We start from the raw sequence: 524 nt of genomic DNA on the forward strand, positions 1-524 counted from the left end.
GGGCGCGGGCGCGAAGTGAGCATCATCGCGCAGTTCGGACGGCGTCGGCGCATTCAGATCAACAAATGACGCAAGACCCCCAAAGGTGTCCGCACGCGCTCTGGCAGAGGGCGCGGGCCCAAAGTGGGCATCATCGCGCAATTCGGACGGCGTCGGCGCATTCAGATCAACAAATGACGCAAGACCCCCAAAGGTGTCTGCACGCGCTCTGGCAGAGGGCGCGGGCCCAAAGTGGGCATCATCGCGCAATTCGGACGGCGTCGGCGCATTCAGATCAACAAATGACGCAAGACCCCCAAAGGTGCCTGAACGCGCTCTGGCAGAGGGCCCGGGCCCAAAGTGAGCATCATCGCGCAGTTCGGACGGCGTCGGCGCATTCAGCTCAACAAATGACGCAAGACCCTCGAAGGTGCCTGAACGCGCTCTGGCAGAGGGCCCGGGCCCAAAGTGAGCATCATCGCGCAGTTCGGACGGCGTCGGCGCATTCAGATCAACAAATGACGCAAGACCCCCAAAGGTGTCTG

1 pseudogene is annotated in these 524 nt (G+C 62.4%); it reads right to left on the reverse strand.

The window, feature by feature from the left end:
- Window positions 1–524, reverse strand: a pseudogene (locus tag AC630_RS46600) (Ulp1 family isopeptidase); the annotation flags it as partial.

Source organism: Bradyrhizobium sp. AS23.2, from assembly GCF_001908185.1.
GTDB lineage: Bacteria > Pseudomonadota > Alphaproteobacteria > Rhizobiales > Xanthobacteraceae > Bradyrhizobium.